This window comes from Acinetobacter sp. YH12205 (assembly GCF_013418125.1).
GTDB classification, from domain to species: Bacteria; Pseudomonadota; Gammaproteobacteria; order Pseudomonadales; family Moraxellaceae; genus Acinetobacter; species Acinetobacter towneri.
In genome coordinates this window covers 180,564-201,106 of sequence record NZ_VPCQ01000004.1, presented here as the reverse complement: position 1 = coordinate 201,106, position 20,543 = coordinate 180,564, and the positions used below count along the sequence as shown (strand labels likewise).

At 41.4% G+C, this 20,543-nt stretch carries 20 protein-coding genes and 3 tRNA genes; 14 read left to right on the top strand and 9 right to left on the bottom strand.

Going from position 1 to position 20,543, the window contains the following annotated elements; genetic code table 11:
* Positions 1–110 precede the first annotated feature (110 nt).
* The 3 genes from FTU92_RS07100 to FTU92_RS07090 all read left to right on the top strand — a co-directional run bounded on the left by FTU92_RS07100 (position 111) and on the right by FTU92_RS07090 (position 1,126).
* A tRNA-Cys gene (locus tag FTU92_RS07100) sits at positions 111–184 on the top strand.
* Between the two features lie 15 nt (positions 185–199).
* Positions 200–285: transfer RNA gene (locus tag FTU92_RS07095), tRNA-Leu, on the top strand.
* Between the two features lie 109 nt (positions 286–394).
* Positions 395–1,126, top strand: a complete 732-nt coding sequence (locus tag FTU92_RS07090; protein WP_180095980.1) for a hypothetical protein — start codon at positions 395–397, stop codon at positions 1,124–1,126.
* A gap of 79 nt (positions 1,127–1,205) precedes the next feature.
* Here FTU92_RS07090 and FTU92_RS07085 read toward each other — a convergent pair whose 3' ends face one another.
* Complete coding sequence (locus FTU92_RS07085; RefSeq protein WP_180095978.1) at positions 1,206–2,978, bottom strand: alkaline phosphatase; 1,773 nt, start codon at positions 2,976–2,978, stop codon at positions 1,206–1,208.
* A gap of 209 nt (positions 2,979–3,187) precedes the next feature.
* Here FTU92_RS07085 and FTU92_RS07080 point away from each other — a divergent pair.
* Positions 3,188–3,273 (top strand) — tRNA-Leu (locus tag FTU92_RS07080).
* A gap of 117 nt (positions 3,274–3,390) precedes the next feature.
* The gene (locus tag FTU92_RS07075; RefSeq protein WP_180095976.1) at positions 3,391–3,816 is read left to right on the top strand and encodes a hypothetical protein; all 426 of its coding nucleotides are present in this window, start codon (positions 3,391–3,393) and stop codon (positions 3,814–3,816) included.
* Positions 3,817–3,840: 24 nt separating this feature from the next.
* On the opposite strand, the gene FTU92_RS07070 is transcribed toward FTU92_RS07075, so the two are convergent.
* The 4 genes from FTU92_RS07070 to rlmE form a co-directional block, all read right to left on the bottom strand.
* Complete coding sequence (locus tag FTU92_RS07070; RefSeq protein WP_096900998.1) at positions 3,841–4,155, bottom strand: DUF5713 family protein; 315 nt, start codon at positions 4,153–4,155, stop codon at positions 3,841–3,843.
* A gap of 91 nt (positions 4,156–4,246) precedes the next feature.
* On the bottom strand, positions 4,247–5,101 hold the full coding sequence (gene folP / locus FTU92_RS07065; RefSeq protein WP_218944540.1) for a dihydropteroate synthase: 855 nt from the start codon (positions 5,099–5,101) through the stop codon (positions 4,247–4,249).
* A gap of 176 nt (positions 5,102–5,277) precedes the next feature.
* Positions 5,278–7,167, bottom strand: coding sequence for an ATP-dependent zinc metalloprotease FtsH (gene ftsH, locus FTU92_RS07060; RefSeq protein ID WP_004972155.1), 1,890 nt, complete (start codon positions 7,165–7,167; stop codon positions 5,278–5,280).
* Between the two features lie 136 nt (positions 7,168–7,303).
* Positions 7,304–7,954 (bottom strand): 23S rRNA (uridine(2552)-2'-O)-methyltransferase RlmE, encoded by a 651-nt coding sequence (rlmE, locus tag FTU92_RS07055; protein WP_004972157.1) that lies wholly within the window; start codon positions 7,952–7,954, stop codon positions 7,304–7,306.
* Between the two features lie 297 nt (positions 7,955–8,251).
* Between rlmE and yhbY the strand changes: the two genes are divergently transcribed.
* Together yhbY and FTU92_RS07045 are read left to right on the top strand one after the other, a co-directional pair.
* A complete protein-coding gene (gene yhbY / locus FTU92_RS07050; protein WP_004972158.1) occupies positions 8,252–8,575 on the top strand; it encodes a ribosome assembly RNA-binding protein YhbY in 324 nt (107 codons plus the stop codon).
* Positions 8,576–8,581: 6 nt separating this feature from the next.
* The gene (locus FTU92_RS07045; RefSeq protein ID WP_131260669.1) at positions 8,582–9,121 is read left to right on the top strand and encodes a DOMON-like domain-containing protein; all 540 of its coding nucleotides are present in this window, start codon (positions 8,582–8,584) and stop codon (positions 9,119–9,121) included.
* A 125-nt stretch (positions 9,122–9,246) separates the two neighbouring features.
* Here the strand turns inward: FTU92_RS07045 and FTU92_RS07040 are convergent, their stop codons facing one another.
* Positions 9,247–9,729, bottom strand: coding sequence for a hypothetical protein (locus FTU92_RS07040; protein ID WP_004972162.1), 483 nt, complete (start codon positions 9,727–9,729; stop codon positions 9,247–9,249).
* Positions 9,730–10,052: 323 nt separating this feature from the next.
* Here FTU92_RS07040 and carA point away from each other — a divergent pair, with 323 nt between their 5' ends.
* The 6 genes from carA to FTU92_RS07010 all read left to right on the top strand — a co-directional run bounded on the left by carA (position 10,053) and on the right by FTU92_RS07010 (position 16,727).
* Entirely contained in the window at positions 10,053–11,192 is a 1,140-nt protein-coding gene (gene carA / locus FTU92_RS07035; RefSeq protein WP_154320968.1) for a glutamine-hydrolyzing carbamoyl-phosphate synthase small subunit, read from the top strand.
* A gap of 15 nt (positions 11,193–11,207) precedes the next feature.
* Entirely contained in the window at positions 11,208–14,438 is a 3,231-nt protein-coding gene (gene carB, locus FTU92_RS07030) for a carbamoyl-phosphate synthase large subunit (protein ID WP_180095974.1), read from the top strand.
* An 82-nt stretch (positions 14,439–14,520) separates the two neighbouring features.
* Positions 14,521–14,997 carry a transcription elongation factor GreA gene (greA, locus tag FTU92_RS07025; protein WP_004972169.1) on the top strand — a complete coding sequence of 159 codons (477 nt, stop codon included), beginning with the start codon at positions 14,521–14,523 and terminating at the stop codon, positions 14,995–14,997.
* 50 nt (positions 14,998–15,047) lie between these two features.
* Positions 15,048–15,323 (top strand): hypothetical protein, encoded by a 276-nt coding sequence (locus FTU92_RS07020; RefSeq protein ID WP_257218771.1) that lies wholly within the window; start codon positions 15,048–15,050, stop codon positions 15,321–15,323.
* 135 nt (positions 15,324–15,458) lie between these two features.
* A complete protein-coding gene (locus FTU92_RS07015) occupies positions 15,459–16,097 on the top strand; it encodes a CatB-related O-acetyltransferase (protein ID WP_096901002.1) in 639 nt (212 codons plus the stop codon).
* Between the two features lie 189 nt (positions 16,098–16,286).
* A complete protein-coding gene (locus tag FTU92_RS07010; protein WP_004972175.1) occupies positions 16,287–16,727 on the top strand; it encodes a universal stress protein in 441 nt (146 codons plus the stop codon).
* A 155-nt stretch (positions 16,728–16,882) separates the two neighbouring features.
* Here FTU92_RS07010 and FTU92_RS07005 read toward each other — a convergent pair whose 3' ends face one another.
* The 3 genes from FTU92_RS07005 to FTU92_RS06995 form a co-directional block, all read right to left on the bottom strand.
* On the bottom strand, positions 16,883–17,218 hold the full coding sequence (locus FTU92_RS07005; RefSeq protein WP_167845850.1) for an MGMT family protein: 336 nt from the start codon (positions 17,216–17,218) through the stop codon (positions 16,883–16,885).
* Positions 17,219–17,302: 84 nt separating this feature from the next.
* The gene (locus FTU92_RS07000) at positions 17,303–18,208 is read right to left on the bottom strand and encodes a neutral zinc metallopeptidase (RefSeq protein ID WP_104853154.1); all 906 of its coding nucleotides are present in this window, start codon (positions 18,206–18,208) and stop codon (positions 17,303–17,305) included.
* A gap of 34 nt (positions 18,209–18,242) precedes the next feature.
* Positions 18,243–19,169: a DUF808 domain-containing protein gene (locus FTU92_RS06995; protein WP_004972181.1), complete on the bottom strand. Its 927-nt coding sequence runs from the start codon at positions 19,167–19,169 to the stop codon at positions 18,243–18,245.
* Between the two features lie 206 nt (positions 19,170–19,375).
* On the opposite strand from FTU92_RS06995, the gene trpS reads away from it, so the two are divergent.
* The gene (gene trpS, locus FTU92_RS06990) at positions 19,376–20,389 is read left to right on the top strand and encodes a tryptophan--tRNA ligase (protein ID WP_180095972.1); all 1,014 of its coding nucleotides are present in this window, start codon (positions 19,376–19,378) and stop codon (positions 20,387–20,389) included.
* Positions 20,390–20,543 lie beyond the last annotated feature (154 nt).

Sequence of the window (20,543 nt, the reverse complement as noted above, 5' to 3'; positions counted from 1 at the left end):
TACATGATTATTTAGACTATTTTATTCTATATGTCGAATTAATGTGCATCTGCTCATTTAATAGTATTGTTTTTTTTTCAGAGCTTGCTAATATACGCATCACAAGACGCGGCGGGGTGGCAGAGTGGTCATGCAGCGGACTGCAACTCCGTGGACGCCGGTTCGATTCCGACCTCCGCCTCCAATCTTGTAAAACTATGCCCGAGTGGTGAAATCGGTAGACACAGGGGATTTAAAATCCCCCGCCCTCAAAGCGTGCCAGTTCGAGTCTGGCCTCGGGCACCATTTTAAAATAGATTAAAATGGTGCAAATAAAGAACCCAGCATTAAGCTGGTTTTTTTATGCCTAAATTTTAGGTTTTCCCCTCTTTATTCAATATTCAATGATGCCTCTATGAACCCTAAACAAGCGCTTCTTGATTTGCAGCAATTGCAAAAACAATACCCTGCTGCATTTAAAAGAAATATTTTGTTTTATGGTTTTATTCAAAGCAAAGGCATGCTGGATGATTGGAAAGAAATGATTCCATGGGTCTTGGCCTGCCTGATTTTTATTCCTATTTCAATCAGTCTGGCGCACGGGATTCAAAACTTTGCACCGCAGTACGATGCCTTTCAAGCCAAGGCATTGGCGATTTTAGCCATCATGTTAGGTTTTATGCTGCTTCTACCTTATGTGTTGTATCAAATTAAACACAGTTCGGCATCGTGGTATCAACTACAGCAACATGCCACCATAAAAATAGCAGTATTGATTCTGCTACAAGCGGTAAATTTCGCCTATTTTCAGAGTGCAATTCTGCAAGGGATTTTATTCTTTTTCTGCATCAGTTTTGGTTTTGTACGTTTCTATAAAGAGAATATGTTCCGTGACCACATAAGCCTTGAACAAAAATATTGCTTAACGCAATTTCGCCGTGCTGCGTATTGGTCATATCGTCAAGCTGCTAAAATTCAATATCGGATGTATTTTTCCAATAAAAATAGCCCTCGTTTTGCCCAATTGAATCAGCAATATCAACATGCAATTCAGTTACATCAACAACTGATGCAGGCTGAACACAATTTATGTAAAAGGATTAAGTACATAGATTTAGATAGTTATATTCAAGATAAACTCGATTAAAACATCACGCCAAACATCAGAAAGATTATCAAAAAACCGAGCAACTTAGGCTCGGTTTTCTGTAAGTATCAGACTGATTTTAAGCAGTTTTAGCGACATCAATGATTGGTTTTAAGTCTACACCATACTTCTGTTGATGACCACGCGTATCATCGAGTTTGTATTCACGTGCCTTAACCGTATCTATAAACTTCCAATCTGCAACCACTTGCGCACGATCAAAAGTCACCGTTAAATAACCACGTTGATTTAAGTTGCAATAATCCAGTTCATCAATCAGTTCTTGAAAGGCATATTCCAACGCTGCCATTTCGTCTGCAGGCACATTTAAGTAATACTCAATTCCGGGCGATGATACCGAGCTGGTCGCGAATTCCAACCCAACCTCATGATTTGTTTCATGTGTATGCAAGGTTGCAGCCCAAGCATTGTGAGTATCACCTGCCAACACCACTGTTTTTTTCCCAAGTTGCTGCAATGTCCCATACACAACTTCTCGCTCGTAGGCATAACCATCCCAAGCATCGAGGTTATAAGGTGCAACCGCATACAAACGTGCCTTATCTACTGCTGTCAAAGTTGGATCATTCGCTTTTAAACGCAATTTCAGCGTGACCAATTCTGTAATTTTCTGCTTCATTTGTGCAAGTGTTTCAGGTTGCTGATCACCATTGGTGATTTTCGCTAAAGGCAATAACAGTTCTTGTGGAATCAGTATTTTCGCCATCAACACTTGTTGAGCCAAAACATTCCAAGTAGCCCTAGACTGCCCCAACTGCTTTTGCAACCATTCTCGTTGAACTCCACCCATCAATGTGCGTTGATCACTAAATAAATCTGCCTGAAATTTAGCAGCATCAATACCTTCTGCCGTCATATAGTTAGCATAATCTAATTGCTTATGACGCGCCAAAATACGCGTATCCAGCATCATCAGATTCACCAAACCACCAAAATCAAACTGGCGATAAATATTCAAATGATCATTTTCTGCAACTGGACGAATTGGCATCCACTCGAAATAAGCCTGTAATGCCGCAATTTTACGTTCTATAAAGCTGCCTTCACCTTCTTGATGATTATCTGCACCCGCTTCCCAAGTATCATTACTGAGTTCATGGTCATCCCAAATGACAATAAATGGATGGCGTTGGTGAGCAGTCTGCAAATCAGCATCGGTACGATATAAAGCATAACGTTTACGATAATCATCTAACTTGATAATTTCTTTATCATTGTCTGCAGCAAAGGTACGTCCTAACTGTTTTGCATCGTCAGTCGCGTAGCCACCTTGTCCATATTCATAAATATAATCACCCAAGTGAATAATCACATCCAGATTGTTTTCCTGTGCCATTTCTTTATACACATGAAAATAACCTGCGGGATAGTTCGAGCAAGAACAGACCGCAAATTTCACTTGATCGCTGCGTTGTGGCAAGGTTTTGGTCTGTCCTATAGCAGAAACCGTATTACCAAAGCGGAAACGGTAATAATATTTAGTCCCTGCCTGTAAACGATCTGCGTCCACTTTAACAGTAAAATCTTGCGCTGCGCTGGTTTGTACTTTGCCAGTATTTACCAATTGCTTAAACGCCTCATCGCTGGCAATTTCCCAAACCACTTCAATGCATGCTGCCATGTCACTTGGCGTTACACGTGTCCATAAAATGATACGGTCATGCAGCGGATCACCACTGGCGACACCATGCAAAAACTGCACTTTTAAAGCATTTTCTACTGTATTTTCATTGTCATCGCCACATGCAGTTAATGCGACTGGCAATGACAATGCCCCAAAACCAGCCAAACTTTTTTGAATCAGCTCGCGGCGAGTTAAGCGAATGTTCATGAATATTCCTTTTATTTTTCTTGAACGCTCAACATAGAAATTTATGATTTCGCTTTGATCTCAAATTCATGAAATATTGATGACAAACAGCAGAAATATGCTGCAAACCGAACTTTTTTCAAGCTAATAAGTTGAATTGATTGAAAAGAAAGCAATTGTAAATAAATTTACTTGCCAAGATTTATTTCGTCCTCTATTATTGCGCACATGCCCGAGTGGTGAAATCGGTAGACACAGGGGATTTAAAATCCCCCGCCCTCAAAGCGTGCCAGTTCGAGTCTGGCCTCGGGCACCATTTTAATGAATCAAATCATTCAAATGGTGCAAATAAAGAACTCCAGCATTAAGCTGGTTTTTTTATGCCTAAAAAATAATATTGAAAACGATAACACTTATGTGCCGATGATTTGAAATGTCTCTACAACGCTTTATCCTCTCTTTCAAATGGGTGATCTGTTTATGCTGCTTGCTCAGTTTTGCAAGCCATGCACAAAATCCCAGCCTTGAGTCAGCAACCGAATCCGTAAACCCAATTGAAACTGATGCAGAATTTTATGATGTTTTTGCAGGAACATTGCAATATAAAAATCAAGAATTACAATTACGTCGTTGCAGCTTAGGCAACAATTTATATTTATTAAATTTCCAAAATCCTGAAGAAGAAAAGCAACTCAAAACTTTGCTGCAACAAAATACAAAGTTTTGGGTCAATTTAATTGCACAGCCAAGTGAACACAATGGTCAATACACGCTAAATGTTCGGGAAATTGCAGAACTACATACACAGCAAAGTTGCCATTTGAATGATGTTTTGGATGATTTGTTAAATCATCTATAAGTGAAAGCTGAAAGAGAGTGTCTATCACCACTCTCTCGTTGCAATCAACTCTTCCGTTTCAATCTCGAAATAGCCTTGATCTTGCAACACCATCATCATCGCCTCAGCAATATAATCTGCTGCGGTATCGTCCAAATCTGAATCCAGATCTTCAAATTGTGGTTTCATTTTATTAATGGCTTGCACGGTCTGATCTGCAAAATGATAAATATCCGTTTCAGATAAATTGGATTTAGACACGTGTTTTGCAAACTGTTGAATCAGTTGTTTTAACTCAGCAACTAAAATATCAGGATAAAACTCATCATCAAACATCGGGAGAAGTAAATCTGCAAACATACAGGCACTCAAAAATACAGAGATTCAAGCGTGCCTATATAGCATAAGCACGGCTTTAATTCTAGCTTCACCCTAAATCTATAAACTGCAATTAATTTGCCAACTGCATTGCTTGCCAGACTTTAATGGCATCAGACATAGCCTTAACATCATGCGCACGCACAATACATGCACCTTGCTGAATACTGAGTAAATGAGCCGCTACTGAACCGACTGCACGCTGTGTTGGCTCTGCTCCGCCTAAAGCTTCACCAATAAAGCGTTTACGAGACAATGCCGATAACATTGGATACCCCATACCATTGAGTTGATGCAACTCATTTAACAATTTCAAGTTCTGCTGTGCATTTTTCGCAAAACCAAAACCCGGATCAATCATGATATTTTCAGGCTTAACCCCTACCGCCAAAGCATCAGCGACACGTTGCTGCAATTCTGCAATCACATCTGCAGTGACATCATCATATTGATCTAAATTGTTCATGGTGGTCGGTTCACCACGCATGTGCATAATAATCACGGGGATATTTAACTCAGCAGCTGTGTGCAACGCATTGGGGCGGGTCAGCGCACGTACATCATTCCAGATATGCGCCCCCGCAGCTACGGCAGCACGAATCACTTCAGGCTGTGACGTATCAATCGAAAGTACCACATCATAAGCAGATAAGGCTTCTACCACAGGAACCACACGACGAATTTCTTCTTCTACACTCACAGGACTAGCTCCCGGACGTGTTGACTCTCCGCCAATATCAATCACGGTTGCACCTTCGGCTATCATTTCCAAAGCACGCGCCACAGCAGCATCTTTTTCATTATGTCGCCCACCATCACTAAACGAGTCTGGTGTCACATTTAGAATTCCCATCACATGCGGCTGAGATAAATCTAAACGCAAACGTCCACATTGCAATACACGTTTGGGTAATGGCATTAGCTGCATGCTGGTCTTCCTTTCAATTTGAAAAGCTTATTTTAACAAGGCTAATTTTAAAGATGTGGAATTCTTTTCGATGAGCGTCAACAGACCCTAATATTCCGGTCACAACTGCACATAAACCACACGAATAAAAAAAGAGCCTTTATACAAAGACTCTTTTTTAACATCATGTGAGCTGATTAGCTCGCTGGTAATGGTGGCGGTGTGCTTGGACCATCGGTTGGTGTTACATCAATCACAGGATTGTCTGCAATATACACCTTCGGTGGCTGTGGCTCACGACCTTCCATAATGTCACGGATTTGGTCACGATCAATGGTTTCCCATTCCAACAATGCTTTTACCATTGCGTGGGCAATGTCTTGGTTATTTTCCAAAATATCGCGGGCAACTTTATATTGCTCATCAATAATACGACGAACTTCAGCATCCACTTGTTGCTGGGTGGCTTCAGAAATGGTACGGCTACCTAAACTACCCATGAATGATTGTTGTGTATCATCTTCATAGACCATTACGCCTAACTTGTCAGACATACCGTATTTGGTCACCATCGCACGTGCTAATTTAGTCGCACGCTCAAAGTCATTCGATGCACCTGTCGACATTTGATTAATAAAGACTTCTTCTGCAATACGACCACCAAACAAGATAGACAAGTCGTTCAGCATTTTGTCTTTATAATGGCTAGTTTGGTCATGTTCAGGCAATTGCCATGTCACACCCAATGCCCAGCCACGCGGCATAATCGTTACTTTATGCACAGGGTCTGTACCCGGCAGCATTTCAGCAACAATCGCATGACCTGCTTCATGATAAGCCGTTGCACGACGTTCTTCTTCACGCAGCACCATCGACTTACGTTCAGGGCCCATATACAACTTATCTTTAGCATCTTCAAAGTCGTGCATATCCACCGTATTTTTATTACGACGGGCAGCAAACAATGCAGCTTCATTCACAAGGTTCGCCAATTGCGCACCAGAGAAGCCTGGTGTACCACGTGCCAAGACTTTGACATCTACACCTGTAACTGAAGGCAGTTTTTTCAAGTGAACATTCAGAATTTGCTCACGACCTTTAATGTCTGGCAAGCCAACCATTACTTGACGGTCAAAACGACCTGGACGCAATAAAGCTTTATCCAGTACATCGGCACGGTTTGTCGCAGCGATAACAATAATGCCTTCATTGCCTTCAAAACCATCCATTTCAACAAGCATTTGGTTAAGTGTTTGCTCACGTTCATCGTGACCACCACCTGTACCTGAACCACGGTGACGACCTACCGCATCAATCTCATCAATAAAGATGATACATGGTGCATGGCGTTTAGCTTGCTCAAACATATCACGAACACGAGAAGCACCTACACCCACGAACATTTCAACGAAGTCAGAACCAGAAATGCTGAAGAATGGAACTTTGGCTTCGCCTGCAATGGCTTTGGCCAATAAGGTTTTACCTGTACCCGGTGGACCTACCATCAACACACCTTTAGGAATAGTTGCACCTAAACGCTTGAATTTAGCAGGGTCTTTTAAGAAATCTACAATTTCAACCACTTCTTGTTTTGCTTCGTCACAACCTGCTACATCGGCAAATGTGACTTTAATTTGGTCTTCAGACAACATTTTGGCTTTAGATTTACCAAAGCTCATCGGGCCGTTTTTACCACCTGCACCGCCACCCATGTTGCGCATAAAGAACATGAATAACAAAATGATTAAAAGTACAGGGAAACTTGCGATCAATAGTTGCATTAACAAACCTTGACGTTGAGGTGCAGTACCTTCAACAACAACGTTGTTTTTAATCAGATTCGGCATCAGTTCAGGATCTTGAACTGCTGGACGAATGCTTTCAAAGGACGAGCCGTTGACTTTTTCGCCACTAATTCTTTCGCCATCAATTGTGACTTGCTTAATTTGACCAGCATTCACCGCTGTAACGAACTCTGAATAGTTCATTGCAGTTGGCTTTTCACTGTTATTGATGTTGCTGAAAATTAGAATCAGCACACCAAGTATAATCAGCCACAATACGGCATTCTTGAAGAGATCGCTCAAAGCTTTATTCCCATATCAATCTAATTTGATCATGCCCGTTACTGGGTGACCTTTCATTCAAAAAGCTGAAGATCAGCTAGACAATTCATTAAAAACGTACAAAATGCACAATTTTTAACGGCTTGGCAAGTAAACTTTATTTAGACGCTTTTTTACGTCCTTGTCCAATAAGGAATACTTCTTTGGAACGCGCCCGTGAAGCAGCGGGTTTTGCTGTCTTTAGAACATCAAAACTGTCCACGACCTGTTTACGAAATTCGTCAAACCCCGAACCTTGGAACACTTTGACCACAAACTGGCCATTGGGTCCCAATACACGGTTGGCAAAATCGAGCGCCAACTCGCATAAGTAAATTTGACGCGGTTGATCTACAGCTTTATTACCTGATGTATTGGGGGCCATATCGGAAATTACAACGTCTACCGTGCGTCCGTTTAAAATATTTAACAATTTTTCGAACACTTCTTCTTCGCGGAAGTCACCTTGTAAAAAGGTCACATCTGGTAATGCGTCCATTTCCAAAATATCGGAAGCGATCACCAAACCTTTGTCGCCGACAAGTTTCCCTGCGATTTGCGACCAACTGCCTGGTGCTGCTCCCAAGTCCACCACCGTCATGCCAGGTTTGATCAGTTTATATTTTTCTTGAATCTCAAGTAGTTTGTATGCAGCACGTGCACGATACCCTTCTTTTTGCGCTCTTTTCACAAAGGGATCATCTAGGTGCTCTCTCATCCACGCACGACTACTTTTGGATAACTTTTGGTTGGTAATGCGTGTTGCCATAACTCTCTTAGTAACGAATAGCCATCTAAATTGCGATTGTACGTGAAAATTAGCAAGCTTGCAGTAGACATCTGTATCTAAATGCCAATAACTGACAAGTTTTTTCTATTAAATCCATCGCTTATTTCTGTACTGTGGCATAAAAAACCACACTCATCACTAATGGATAAACCTAAGCAAATGTTCAATTTTGATATTTTTGTACTGCTGCAAGATCGCGGATTATTTGCATAGAATTTACAGCGTTTCAAATTGGCTTTTGTTATACTAAGCCGTTTTTAAAATTAGGTTATCTTTATGGCGGCTCTCTCTATTCAGGAACGCAAGCGTTTACGTCAAATTGGTCATGCACTTAACCCTGTAGTGATGGTTGGCGGTCAAGGTTTGACTGAAAATGTAATTGAAGAAACCAACCGTGCTTTAAACGATCACGAATTGATTAAAGTTAAAATTGGTGGTGAAGACCGTGAAGTACGTGCAGCTGTAATTACTGAAATTGCTGCAGCAACAGGTTCTGAAGTGGTACAAACAATTGGTAAAATTGCTTTACTTTATAAAAAAGCAGCAAAACAAAATGCCAAGTTGTCAAATTTAGTTCGTCACGCTCATTTGTCTAACTAAGCTTATATGGCAAGTTACGAACTCAGCGCCTTTGATCGTCAGTTTCAAGCGATTTCTTTGGTCGGTGCAATTGAACAACAAAGTCCGTTTAGCTTAAATGTAGGTTATTGGCTGCGTGATCCGAATCAGTGGGTCGAATGGCCTGCATTGGTAGCTTCACATCCGCGTCAGGACTTTTTGTGGGAACAGACCTGCTTTGAAATTTTCATTGGCGTTCAGGGCGAAGATTTTTATCGTGAAATCAATCTCTCCCCTTCTCAAGCTTGGCAAGCCTATGCCTTTGAAGAATATCGTTATCCTGAGCAAATGCCACCTGTGGCCGCTTATGATATTGAGTTGAATCAGCTAAAACGTACGCATTACGGTTTAAATGTCAGTTTGGATTTAACCGAATTTATACTGAAACATAAACTGAAATGGACAGATTTGTTTATTGGGCTCACAGCTGTATTAAAAACCAGTCAGGGCGAGCAGTTTTATGCCATGCAACACAGCAGCCCTGCCGCCGATTTTCACAATAAGCGCGATTGGCTACATCAGTTCTAACTGTGATTAATAGTAGTTTAGATTGAAACAACTAGTTTTTGGTTTGAGCAAGAAATTTAAATAAAAAAGTGAGGCGCATGACCTCACTTTTTTTTATGGCTGAATCAGCAACAGATTAAACTGGATTATGCTTGATCAGTTTCATCATTAGTTTCAGTTTTTGATGGATTTACTTTTTTCCACGCTTCTAGTGTGTGCTCTTTAGAACGCTTAAACGTTTCAGCCAATTGGTCTTTGTGTTTCACTGAAATGCTGCTGACATCTTCTTTCAACTCTTTACCAAGTTTAGAAAGATCTTCAATAATTGCGCTAAATTCAGTTTTTACAAAGTCTTTTAATTCGCCCAAATCTTTAGGTGAACTGCCAAATTGTGCTTTTAAAGCTTCAATTTTTTGCAACACATCTTGCTTTAACTGACCCAATTGCTCTTGCACGCTGGCATTGAGTTGTTTTGCTTCGGCTTGAAGTTTTTCTTGCGTTTCTGCAACCACATCAAGCACCTGCTCTTTGGCATCATGCGTTACTTTTTCAAGCTTTTCAGCGCCTTCACTTACTGCTTTGATTGCACTGTTTTGTGGTTCAGTGGCTGATTTATCTTGTTCAGTCATTCGCTTTTACCCAAGGTCGTTGTTGTCTATAAATTAAGCATAAGGCAATTTAGACTCAAATGGGTTTTGGATTGTCTAACAATCGTAGATTGCTTACATTTGGACTACACGCTAAAACATAAACCTAGCAAAAAAAGCAAGTCTTTTATCTTACATATTCGTTAGATTCACAATGGACTTTTGGCGAGTTCATGCGTATAATGCAATGTTAAGTTCAAGCGAGCAGACATAGGAGGGTAGGTTTAAATATTGACCTTCCTTTTTTTTCGTCTACTCGCTTTTTTACAGCCCTATTTTTGTGGTTTTAGTTCAGGAGCTTTGGTTTGAGCACCCCCGCCATTTTAGCCCTCGCCGACGGTACAATCTTTAAAGGTACGTCTATCGGTGCAACGGGAAGCACGACTGGTGAAGTCGTTTTTAACACTGCCATGACTGGCTATCAAGAAATTTTGACCGACCCGAGTTATGCACAACAACTTGTGACTTTAACTTACCCACATATTGGGAACACTGGTTGCAATGATGAAGATGTTGAGTCAGGTCGAATTCATAAAGTATGGGCAAACGGTTTAATTATCCGTGATTTGCCTTTATTACACAGTAACTTCCGTTCTACTCAATCTTTAGGCGAATACTTACAACAACACAATGTTGTTGCAATTGCCGATATTGATACCCGTAAATTGACCCGTATTTTACGTTCCAAAGGTGCGCAAAACGGTTGTATTCTTGCTGGTGAAAATATCACTGAAGAAGAAGCAATTGCAAAAGCACGTGCATTTGGCGGCTTAAACGGCTTAGATCTTGCAAAAGTATGCTGCGACCCTGAAGGTTTTGAATGGACTGAAGGTTCATGGGAACTTGGCAAAGGCTTTACTCAACCTGAACTTAAATATCATGTGGTTGCATACGATTACGGTGTCAAAACCAACATCCTGCGTATGCTCGCAGACCGCGGTTGCAAATTAACCGTTGTTCCTGCACAAACCCCTGCTGAAAAAGTCCTTGCGTTAAACCCAGATGGCATTTTCTTGTCAAATGGCCCTGGCGATCCTGCTGCATGTGACTACGCAATTGAAGCTGTAAAAACAATTGTAGAAACCACGAATACTCCTGTATTTGGTATCTGTTTAGGTCACCAAATTCTTGCACTTGCATCAGGTGCAAAAACAATGAAAATGCCGCACGGTCACCACGGCGCAAACCATCCTGTACAGAACTTAGAAACTGGTACAGTGATGATTACTTCTCAGAACCACGGCTTCGCGGTAGATGAAAGCACCTTACCAAGCAATGTATGTTCAACGCATCGTTCATTGTTCGATGGCACAAACCAAGGTATTCATCGTACAGACAAGCCTGCATTTAGCTTCCAAGGTCACCCAGAAGCAAGTTCAGGTCCACATGACTGCGCACTCTTGTTCGATCATTTCATCGAACTTATTGAAGCCGCTAAGAAGTAATTAAGGAGCGAAATAATGCCTAAACGTACGGATATTAAAAGCATCTTAATTATTGGTGCTGGTCCTATTGTTATTGGTCAGGCTTGTGAGTTTGACTATTCTGGTGCTCAAGCATGTAAAGCGCTGCGTGAAGAAGGTTACCGCGTTATTTTGGTAAACTCGAACCCTGCGACCATCATGACTGACCCTGCAATGGCAGATGCAACTTATATCGAGCCAATCACTTGGCAGACTGTTGCAGCAATCATTGAAAAAGAACGTCCAGATGCAGTACTTCCGACCATGGGTGGTCAAACTGCATTGAACTGTGCGCTTGCATTAGATGCCAACGGTATTTTAGCCAAATACAATGTTGAATTAATTGGTGCAACCAAAGACGCGATTGAAAAAGCCGAAGACCGTAAATTGTTTGATGAAGCAATGCGCAAAATTGGTCTTGAGTGTCCAAAAGCAGCAATTGCTGAATCTATGGAAGAAGCACTTGAGATTCAATCTCGCTTTGGCTTCCCTGTGATTATTCGTCCATCATTCACCATGGGTGGTTCTGGTGGCGGTATCGCATATAACAAAGAAGAATTCCTTGAAATCTGTGAACGCGGTTTCGATCTTTCTCCAACCAAACAATTATTGATTGATGAATCACTTATTGGTTGGAAAGAATATGAGATGGAAGTTGTACGTGATAAAAACGACAACTGTATCATCGTATGTTCAATCGAAAACTTTGACCCAATGGGCGTGCACACTGGTGACTCAATCACCGTTGCTCCTGCGCAAACTTTGACGGACAAAGAATACCAATTGATGCGTAATGCATCTTTAGCGGTACTTCGTGAAATTGGTGTAGAAACAGGTGGTTCTAACGTTCAGTTCGGCATTTGCCCGAATACTGGTCGTATGGTTGTGATTGAGATGAACCCACGTGTATCTCGTTCATCTGCACTTGCATCTAAAGCCACTGGTTTCCCAATTGCAAAAGTTGCAGCGAAATTGGCTGTGGGTTATACCCTTGATGAACTGAAAAATGACATCACAGGCGGTACCACTCCTGCGGCATTTGAACCATCAATTGACTACGTTGTCACTAAAGTTCCACGTTTCAACTTTGAAAAGTTCCCGCAAGCAGACGCGACTTTAACCACACAGATGAAATCTGTAGGTGAAGTCATGGCAATTGGCCGTAATTTCCAAGAGTCTGTAAATAAAGCGCTTCGTGGTTTAGAAACTGGTGCGTGTGGTTTTGACGAACAAATTGAAGTGGGTGCTGAAGGCGCACACGACAAAATTTTAGTTGAATTAAAAGTTCCAGGCCCTGAGCGTATTTGGTACGTGGCTGACGCATTCCGTCATGGCTTTAGCTTGGACGAAGTTTTTGAAGCGACCAAAATTGACCGTTGGTTCTTAATTCAAATTCAAGACATCGTGAACACTGAAAATGAAATCAAAACTTTAGGTTTTGGTGATCTAAACGCTGACAACATCCGTTCGTTCAAACGTAAAGGTTTATCTGACCTACGTATTGCGAACTTGATGGGTATTTCACAAAAGCAATTCCGTAAACACCGTTGGAACTTGGGCGTAACCCCAGTTTATAAACGTGTAGATACCTGTGCTGCAGAGTTTGAATCTGACACAGCATATATGTATTCAACTTACGATGAAGAGTGTGAGTCGAATCCTTCAGCGAAAGACAAGATCATGGTGATTGGCGGTGGTCCAAACCGTATCGGTCAAGGTATCGAATTCGATTACTGCTGTGTACACGCTGCGCTTGCAATGCGTGAAGATGGTTTTGAGACCATCATGGTGAACTGTAACCCTGAAACAGTATCTACCGATTACGACACTTCAGACCGTTTGTACTTTGAACCAATTACTTTGGAAGATGTACTTGAAATCGTACGTACTGAAAAGCCAAAAGGCATTATCGTACAGTACGGTGGTCAAACTCCATTGAAATTGGCACGCGCTTTAGAAGAGGCAGGTGCGCCAATTATTGGTACATCACCAGATGCAATTGACCGTGCAGAAGACCGTGAGCGTTTCCAGCAAATGATTCAACGTCTGCAATTGCGTCAGCCTAACAACAGCATTGTAAAATCTGCTGAAGAAGGTATCGCAGAAGCAGCGAAAGTGGGTTACCCGCTCGTTGTTCGTCCATCTTATGTATTGGGTGGTCGTGCAATGGAAATCGTGTATAACGAAGAAGAATTGAAACGCTACTTGCGTGATGCAGTTCAAGCATCTAACGATGCACCTGTACTGTTAGACCGTTTCTTGGATGATGCGATTGAAGTTGACGTAGACTGCGTATCTGACGGTAAAGATGTGGTGATTGGCGGTATTATGCAGCACATCGAACAAGCAGGTATTCACTCTGGCGACTCAGCATGTTCAATTCCACCTTATTCATTGTCAGATGAAGTACAGGACGAAATGCGTCGTCAAACTGTTGCAATGGCAAAAGAGTTGGGCGTTATTGGTCTAATGAACGTACAGTTTGCAGTGAAAGGCAATGACGTTTATATCTTGGAAGTGAACCCACGTGCATCACGTACTGTTCCGTTCGTTTCTAAGTGTATTGGCGAATCATTGGCTAAAGTTGCAGCACGTTGTATGGCAGGTCAATCTTTAGAAGCACAAGGCTTTACTAAAGAAATTATTCCGCAACACTTCTCTGTGAAAGAAGCTGTGTTCCCATTCAACAAGTTCCCTGGTGTAGACCCTGTGCTTGGGCCTGAGATGAAATCTACAGGTGAAGTGATGGGTGTGGGCAAAACTTTTGGTGAAGCATTCTATAAAGCTGTGTTAGGCTCGAATGATCGCTTACCAGGAATCCCAACTGAAGGCGAAGTAAAACATGCATTCTTATCTGTACGTGAGTCAGATAAACCGCATGTGGCGCGTATTGCAAAACAATTGGCTGATTTTGGCTTCAAACTTGTTGCAACGGGTGGTACGCATAAAGTCATCACCGATGCAGGTATTGAGTGTGAACGTGTGAATAAAGTGACTGAAGGTCGCCCACACATTGTAGACCGCTTGAAAAATGGTGAGATTCACCTCATCATCAATACTTCTGAAGGCAAACAAGCTCAGCAGGATTCATTCTCAATCCGTCGTTCTGCATTGCAAGGTAAAGTGTATTACACCACGACCTTGAATGGCGCAGATGCTGTATGCCAAGCCTTAGCGATTAAATTACCAATGGATGTATATCGCCTGCAAGATCTTACTGTAGGTTAATACATTTCAATAAAGTCCCGTCACCTTTCGGGTGGCGGGCTTTTTTCATTTATAGACTTCAATATTTTTAAAGAGGGACAACATGCAACGTTATCCTATGACGCCTGAAGGTAAACACGCTTTAGAGCAAGAATTACAACAACTTAAATCGGTTGAACGTCCACGTATTACTGCAGCGATTGCAGAAGCGCGTGAACATGGCGATTTAAAAGAAAATGCTGAATACCATGCCGCACGTGAACAGCAAGGTTTCTGCGAAGGTCGTATCCAAGACATCGAAGGTAAATTAGGCGCTTGCCAAGTAATTGATGTTAAAGAATTGGAACAAAACGGACGTGTGGTTTTTGGTGTGACTGTGACCATTGAAAACCTAGACACCGAAGAGCAAAAAACCTACAAAATTGTAGGTGATGATGAAGCTGATTTTAAAATCAATAAAATTTCAGTGAATTCGCCTATTGCACGCGGTTTGTTGGGCAAAAATGAAGGCGATGAAGCCAAAATTGTCACTCCGCAAGGCGAAGTGGAATATGAAATTGTGAATGTAGAATATCTTTAAGTTTTAATAAAGATGACTACACGCGATGCCCCTCTTTGAGGGGTTTTTTATTGTCTATAAATCATACAGCCGAGCTTATAGATTATACTGCGATAAAAATAGAGGAAAATAAGATGGAAAATCGCATCATTCATGCATTTGTTTATGCGCTTTCTGGGGCTGTGTTAGGACTGATTTTAATTCCAGTCTGGGGACTCTTTATCAATCCACAAACCAGTCCTGTCAGTATCGTATTGGCATCATCACTCTTTTTTGCTATTTGGGGATTCTTATTTCCAAACAGTGTTAAAAATGTTTTTATGTATTTGTGGAATTTTTTAAGATAGATACTTTAAGCTTTCAAATCACTAAAGTGTAGTGGTCAACTAATATTTTGAACATTCCCTCTCCTTCTAGGAAAGGGCTAGGGAGAGGTTCAAAATTTCAGATATAATCCCCTCATCTCTCCACACGAAAAAACCATGTCCGAAACGCTGATTAATTCCCCTGTTAAACACTGGTGCGAATTTGAGTTCATCTCCAAAACTGTGAAAAACCCCAACATCCACATCAAAGGCAATTACTCTTATTATTCAGCCTATTGGGATCAGGGTTTTGAACGTTGTGTGGTGCGTTATTTACATGACAAACCTGCAACAGCAGACAAGCCAATTGATCAATTACATATTGGCAATTTTGTCTGTTTTGGTGCGGAATGCGTGATTATGATGGGTGGCAATCAATTGCATCGCAGTGACTGGGTTTCGGCTTTTCCGTTTGATACTCGCAGTTTTGTTGCGGCAGGTGATACCACAATTGGCGATGGCTGCTGGATTGGCAGTCGCGCCATGATTATGCAAGGTGTTGAACTAGGCGAAGGTGCAATTGTGGCGACAGGTGCAGTGGTTACGCAAGATGTACCGCCTTACGCTATTGTGGCAGGTGTGCCTGCCAAAGTAATTAAATACCGCTTTAGTGAAACAGAGATTGCTCAACTTTTGGCGCTAAAACTGTATGATTTTGATGAAAAATATTTACTGAAAATCCGCGAACAATTGCAGAGTAATGATGTCAATCAACTGATCGATTTTTTGACAAACACGCAAACAAAAAATGACTAAAACTTTAGTTGAATTGAAAGCACAGCTTCATAATTTCATGCTAAATTAAGGTGAAATAAGGACTTACAGCACTCAATTATCTTTATGAAATTACTGGGTTTTATTCTATATGAATTCAGCGTAAGATAAGACAGGACTCAGAGCGAATATTTTATTAAAGTATTGAAATTACAATAAGGAGAAACACTCATGGCTTACCAAAACATCCTCGTACCAGTGGACGGTTCTGAAACTTCTTTTGCCGCTGTTGCAAAAGCTGCTGAACTTGCAAAAGCATTTGGTAGTAAAATCACTGTGGTACAAGTACTTACACTTGACCCGTATATTGCTGCAGAATACATCACTGCAAACCAAACCAATGACTTGATTGAACGCGCTCGCGCTTCTATCGTAAAAACTTTAGAAGAAGCAAAGCAAAAATTCACTGAACAAGGTGTTGAAGCTGAAACTAAACTACTTGAAGGTCAAGTAATTGCACGCGAAATTACCAATGCTGCAAAAGACTTAAATGCTGACCTTATCGTGATTGGTTCACATGGCCGCACTGGCTTGAAAAAATTATTCTTAGGTAGCGTTGCGCAAAGCATCCTAAGTGAAGGTACAACACCTGTATTGGTTGTACGTCAATAAGATTGCGTGTTCCTCATTTCTACGGAAGTGAGGAACTTCCCCTCTCATTTAGATTTCTTTGTTTGTTCTAAAATTTTTATTTGCAGCACTCTATTCAGCAAATTTTCTCAGTATCACCATATCTCAATATTAAACGCTCGATTTAGCAGCTCAGTTTAATTCTGCCATTGGTATTGTTTTAAATTCACCTTTTCTGCAATTACCACAATCCCTTCTTCCTGTAATTTTAAAGTTTGTATATTTTCTCCTTGGGCGTTTAGTTTGCTTAGGCTAATTTTTCCTTGCGCATTAATCACCCGATGCCACGGCACAGTATGTTCTGCCGATAAATGCCTGAGGACATAACCGACCAAACGTGCATGTTTGGGCAGACCCGCTAGGCGTGCCACTTGCCCATAGGTCGCAACCTGACCTGCTGGAATCAAACACACCACGTTCAAAATCATGTGTGCTAATTCATCACTCAGTTTACGGCTTAACGTTGTTTGCATCTATCCACTCGCATTCATTTAGCCTATAAAAAAGGAGCGACTGGCAGCACTCCTTTTGTTTATAAAACTTGATTTTTAAGTCAGTTAAATTGCGGCATTGAATGTATCACAATCACTGATCAAGCCTGATTTTAAGCCAGTCTGGAACCATTGTACGCGCTGTGCACTGGTACCATGCGTAAAGCTATCAGGCACGACTTGCCCACGTGCACGTTTTTGTAAATAGTCATCGCCAATTTTATGTGCCGCATCCATTGCTTCTTCAATATCACCTTGTTCGAGGAATTGAGTACGTTGATGGTTATGATGCGCCCACACTCCCGATAAACAGTCCGCTTGTAATTCCTGACGTACCGAAAGCTGATTACCCTGTACTTCGCTGACTTGCTGACGTGCTTTATGCACTTGTTCTGAAATCCCTAAAATGGTCTGAATATGATGACCAACTTCATGCGCCACCACATAGGCTTGAGCAAAATCGCCCGCCTGATCATTTCGGCTTAATTCAGTCTGATTTTGTTCACCACCAATGCCCATTTGCTGACGCATGGCTTGGAAGAATGAAGTATCAATATATACTTTTTGATCGGCAGGACAATAAAATGGCCCCATTGCCGATTGTGCCGTACCACAGCCAGAATTGACCACACCTGTAAATAACACCAGTTTAGGTGGTATATATTGGCTATTTAACTGCTGCTGAAACACTTGTGACCACGTATCTTCTGTATCGGCCAAAACAGTGCCCACAAACTCCATCGCCTCTTGTTGTTCAGGAGTTGGATTATCTAAACCTTTAGTTTCAGCACTTTGCGCATGTGAGGTGACTTGCTTGGTCGCTTGATAAGCCGATTGCGGATCGATGCCAAAGAACTTCCATGCAACAAAGGCCACCACTAAGCCCAAAATACTGATACCGCCCGCTTTTGCTCCACCGCCACCACGGCGGTCTTCTACATTCGTGCTAACTCGACGACCTTTCCAACGCATTATTCTTATCCTTCTCTTAAACTCTGATAATAGATTAAGCCGATTTAGACTTTGACCACACTTTTTGAACAAGTGCGACCACAATCACCACCAAGATGCCTGCCAAAATACCCACGACAAGGTTCATCAACATTGGCGTGACTGAACCTACAATACTGCCCATCGTTGGGATGTCTTGTACATACTCTACCGTATCTTCTGTGAAATGGTGCACAAAAGGAATAGCATGATTGATAATTCCTCCACCAACCAAGAACATCGCTGCAGTACCCACCACAGATAAAGTCTTCATTAAAATTGGAGCAAATGCCAGTAAACCACTCCCAATACGTTGTTTAAAATTGGCAGCTTGTTCTGTGAGGTATAAACCAATGTCATCAATTTTGACAATTAACGCAACGAACCCATAGACACCCACCGTCATGGCAATCGCAATTAAACTTAATACTGTCACTTTGGTTAGAAAGCCTGCCGCAGCCACAGTCCCCAAAGAAATCACCACAATTTCCGCCGATAAAATAAAGTCAGTACGCACAGCACCTTTAATTTTTTCGGTTTCATAAGCCGCAAGGTCTTGCTCAGTTTGAATTAGCTCAAGTTGCGCTTCTTTAGCCGTTTGGGCTTTTTTGTGTTGTAAGGTGTGCATGATTTTTTCCACACCTTCATAACTTAAAAATAGACCACCAACCACCAATAAAGGATTGATTAACCACGGCGCAACGACACTAATTAATAACGCGAGCGGTACTAAAATTAGCTTATTGATGAATGAACCTTTAGCCACACGCCATACCACAGGCAACTCACGCTCTGCACGTACACCACTGACTTGCTGCGCATTCAACGCCAAATCATCGCCCAAAACCCCTGCGGTTTTTTTTGCAGCCATTTTGCTCATAACTGCCACATCATCTAAAACTGTTGCAATGTCATCTAATAAAAGTAATAAGCTGCTCGCCATTGCGTTGTTATCCTTATATGATTTTCAAGTTATTTTAAAACTGAATTTATATAGGGTCTGTATTTACTTCATTAATTTTTACAGCAAAATTTTTTACAGCAAATTCTATTCAACTCACTTAAGGAAGTGACATTGAAAAATGTTATGCCTTACAATGTAGCAATTCATCGGTACATAGATGTCGTAGATACGACTTGGAATAAAAAATGAGTAATCAAGATAATCGTCCTGTGATTTTGACAGGCGATCGTCCAACTGGACAACTACATTTAGGTCACTTTGTGGGTTCTTTACGTTCACGTGTAGGTTTACAAGACTCACATCATCAACACCTGTTACTTGCCGATGCTCAAGCCTTAACTGACAATGCCGATAACTTTGAAAAAGTCCGTCGTAATATTATTGAGGTAGCAACCGATTATTTAGCGGTGGGGATTGATCCTACAAAAACCACCATTTGCGTGCAATCTTGCCTGCCTGCATTAAACGAACTCACCATGTTGTATTTAAACTTCGTGACTGTGGCACGTTTGGAGCGTAACCCAACCATTAAATCTGAAATTCAGATGCGTGGTTTTGAGCGTGATATTCCTGCAGGTTTCCTGTGCTACCCTGTAGCTCAAGCAGCCGATATTACTGCATTTAAAGCAACGGTCGTTCCTGTAGGTGAAGACCAAATTCCAATGATTGAACAGACCAATGAAATTGTGCGTCGGGTGAATCGTCAAATTGGTCATGACTTACTACCTGAATGTCAGGCATTGTTGTCAAATGTCGGACGTTTACCTGGTTTTGATGGTAAAGCGAAAATGTCAAAATCACTGGGCAATACCATTGTGTTAGATGCCACAGACAAAGACATTAAAAAAGCTGTCAATGCAATGTACACCGACCCAAATCACCTGCGTATCGAAGACCCAGGTCAGGTTGAAGGCAACGTAGTATTTACTTATTTAGATGCCTTCGATACCAACAAAGAAGAACTTGAAGAACTGAAAGCGCATTATCGTCGTGGTGGTTTGGGCGATGGTACGGTGAAAAAGCGTTTGGAAGGCATTCTAAAAGAATTGATTGGGCCGATCCGTGAACGTCGTATCGAACTTGCTAAAGATCCTGACTACATTATGGATATTTTGAAAACAGGCACCGACAAATGCCGTGATATTACCCAGCAAACTTTAGAGGAAGTGAAAGCTGGCTTGGGTGTATTCCGCTTCTAAGCATTTTGTAGATACAAATATTTTAAAGTCTCTTATTCACATGAATAAGAGACTTTTTATTTGAGTGAAAAATCAACACAAGCTGACTCGACTCACAAAAAACACTTATTACTTACGTGATTTAACATCACGTAACCTGAATACTGCGGAATAG